Source organism: uncultured Ralstonia sp. (genome assembly GCA_913056305.1).
Taxonomy (GTDB): Bacteria; Pseudomonadota; Gammaproteobacteria; order Burkholderiales; family Burkholderiaceae; genus Ralstonia.
This window is the reverse complement of the sequence record CAJXMR010000372.1, coordinates 1-2,725: the sequence shown is the minus strand read 5'-3', so window position 1 is coordinate 2,725 and position 2,725 is coordinate 1. Positions and strand designations below refer to the sequence as shown.

The window sequence follows — 2,725 nt, the reverse complement described above, 5'->3', positions numbered from 1 at the left end:
GTCCACGTGCGGGTAAGGGTAAACATAGTGCAGGCGCACCCACACGCCTTTTTTTAATGATACGGCGACCACCGAGATCTACCCTCTTTCCCTACACGACGCTCTTCCGATCTCGTGCAGAAACTCAAGGCCAGCGGCAAGACGCTCACCACGGTCTACATCAGCCAGAGCGATCCGGATTATTACTTCGGGCTGGATGTCTTCCGCGCGGCCTTCCCGAAAGCGAAGATCGTGGCCACACCGCAGACCGTGGCCGCCATCAAGGCTTCGATGAACGGCAAGCTCGCCTATTGGGGCCCGATCCTGAAGGACAACGCGCCCAAGGCGCTCGTGCTGCCCGATGTGCTGCACGCCGACCACCTGGCGCTGGAAGGCCGCACCATCGAGATCAAGGGACTGAACGGCCCGGACGCGGCACGCACGTATCTGTGGATTCCGTCGATCAAGACCGTGGCCGGCGGCGTGGTGGTCAACAGCGGCGACCACGTTTGGGTGGCCGACACGCAGACGCGCGAATCGCGCCTGGGCTGGTTGCAGACGCTGGACAACATCACAGCGCTCAAGCCGACGACCGTGGTGCCTGGTCACTTCACGGGTGCAATGCCAAAGGGGCTGGACGCGGTACGCTTTACCGCGGATTACCTGAAAACCTTCGAGGTACAGGCCGCCAAGGCCAACAATTCGGCAGAGCTGATCCAGGCGATGAACGCGGCCTATCCAACGCTGGCCGGCGATGCATCGCTGGAGCTGAGCGCCAAGGTCATCAAGGGCGAAATGAAGTGGCCGCAGTAAGCTGGTCTGCAACCTGGAAATCGACATGACGACGTTGCATTACATCTACGACCCGCTGTGCGGCTGGTGCTACGGCGCCGCGCCGCTGGTGGAAGCCGCGCGCACGGTGCCCGGCCTCACGATCGCCTTCCACGGCGGCGGCATGCTTGCAGGCCCGAACCGCCGTGCAGTGACGCCCCAGTGGCGCGATTACGTGATGCCGCACGACCATCGCATTGCCGAGATGACCGGCCAGCCGTTCGGCGAGACGTACTTTGAAGGCCTGTTGCGCGACACCACGGCGGTGATGGATTCGGAGCCGCCCATTACCGCCGTGCTTGCAGCGCAGGCGCTCGGCGGCCGCGGGCTGGACATGATCCATCGCGTCCAACGTGCGCACTACGAAGAAGGCCGGCGCATTGCCGATGTGCTGGTACTGCGCGAGCTTGCAGCGGAGATCGGCCTATCGCCCGAAGCATTCGATGCGGAATACGCGCGGCAAACCGGTGCGCTCACGCAGCAGCACATCGCGCAAAGCCGACAGTGGCTCGATCGAGTGGGCGGTCAGGGTTTTCCGACGTTTGCGCTGGAAGATGCCGATGGCCAACTGGGCATCATCGACGTTGGCCTGTGGCTGGGCAAACCGGAATCCTGGGCAGAGGCGCTGACGCAGCACATCGGCGCGCCTGCCCCGATGAACCAAGCCGATGGCCCTGTCTGCGGGCCGGACGGCTGCGCATAACAACGTGGCGCTCAGCCTTTGAGCGCCCAGCGGCCGAGTTCGTCGTAGCGCGTTTTGCCTAGCCAGCTATGGATGAGAACGAACTCGCGCACGGTCCACGTGATGGGCTCGACCGCTTTCGGCGCAAAGCCACCGCGGTCATACAACAGCGTGATGTGCGGCTTGAAATGCCCACGCGGCACCGGCACGGCGGCATGCTGGAGCGCCTCGCCCAGCGCCGCCTGAAACGCCATCAAACCGCCCACGCCCTCATCGCCCAGCAGCACAAACGGCCGATGATCGCGCCGGCCATGGAAGCTCACCACCTGGTTGAACGTGGCATCGAATGCCGGCAACGCGAGGCCGGCCGCTGCTGCACGCACACGCCCCACGACGTCGTCAGGCGGCAGATGAACGAAATCGCCCAGATGATGCAGCGTGACATGCAGGCGCTCCGTACGCAGCGCCTTGCCCTTGAAGCCCACGACGGGCCGCAATTGCTGGATCAGCCGCGCGATGCGCTCGGCGGTGTCCACGTCAGGCTTGATCGCCAGAAACAGGCGATGCGCGGGCAATTGCGGGGTGGCTTCGAATCCGGGAAGAGTGAGCTGGGTCACGGCAGGGTCGTCAAACGCCGGGCTGGCGATCCGCCCATTATCGACGCCCGCATGACGTCCCGCTGAAAGTCGTGTTGCTTGCATCAAAAACAACGCCCGGCGGTGTGAACCTGCCGGGCGTGGTCTCTTGGATGTGATGCGGCGATCAGATATCGAAGAAGACCGTCTCCGCGCCTCCATCCGGCGTGTCTTGCAGGCGCACGTCGAAGGTGTAGACCACCTCGCCGTTACACTCGCTGCGCTGGGCAATCAGCGTCTTGCGACGCACTTCCCACTCGATGCCGTTCAGCACCGGATCCGTGCCGTTGGCTGCAGCCTCGTCGCTGAAGTACACGCGTGTGTGCAGGCCAAGGTTGATGCCGCGCGCAAACAGGATCATGCAGATGTGCGGCGCCTGCGTGGTCCCGCTGCGGCCGGCCACGGCGCCCGGCTTGATGGTGTCGAAGCGATAGACGCCCGTATCGAAATCGGCGCCGGCGCGGCCCCAGCCGCGGAATGCCGGGTCGACAGGTTTGTCTTGCCGATCGGCCGGATGGGCGTATTTGCCGTCCGCGTTGGCTTGCCAGATCTCGATCAGCACATCGCGCACGAGCGAGCCGGAGCCATCGTAGACGCG

Annotated in this window: 3 protein-coding genes; 1 reads left to right on the top strand and 2 read right to left on the bottom strand. The window is 64.3% G+C overall.

What is annotated here, in order from left to right; all coding sequences use genetic code 11:
* Nucleotides 1-817 precede the first annotated feature (817 nt).
* Nucleotides 818-1,513 carry a DsbA family protein gene (locus QZ609_RS26175; protein WP_012435481.1) on the top strand — a complete coding sequence of 232 codons (696 nt, stop codon included), beginning with the start codon at nt 818-820 and terminating at the stop codon, nt 1,511-1,513.
* A gap of 11 nt (nt 1,514-1,524) precedes the next feature.
* Here QZ609_RS26175 and thpR read toward each other — a convergent pair whose 3' ends face one another.
* Both thpR and pcaG read right to left on the bottom strand, forming a co-directional pair.
* A complete protein-coding gene (gene thpR, locus QZ609_RS26170; RefSeq protein ID WP_004626746.1) occupies nt 1,525-2,193 on the bottom strand; it encodes an RNA 2',3'-cyclic phosphodiesterase in 669 nt (222 codons plus the stop codon).
* Between the two features lie 61 nt (nt 2,194-2,254).
* A partial coding sequence (gene pcaG, locus QZ609_RS26165) for a protocatechuate 3,4-dioxygenase subunit alpha (RefSeq protein ID WP_295501331.1) occupies nt 2,255-2,725 on the bottom strand: 471 nt, incomplete at its 5' end.

Coding starts and splice junctions, on each gene's coding strand:
- QZ609_RS26175 (WP_012435481.1), top strand. CDS start 818: ATGACGACGTTGCATTACATCTACGACCCGCTGTGCGGCTGGTGCTAC.
- thpR (WP_004626746.1), bottom strand. CDS start 2,193: ATGCAAGCAACACGACTTTCAGCGGGACGTCATGCGGGCGTCGATAAT.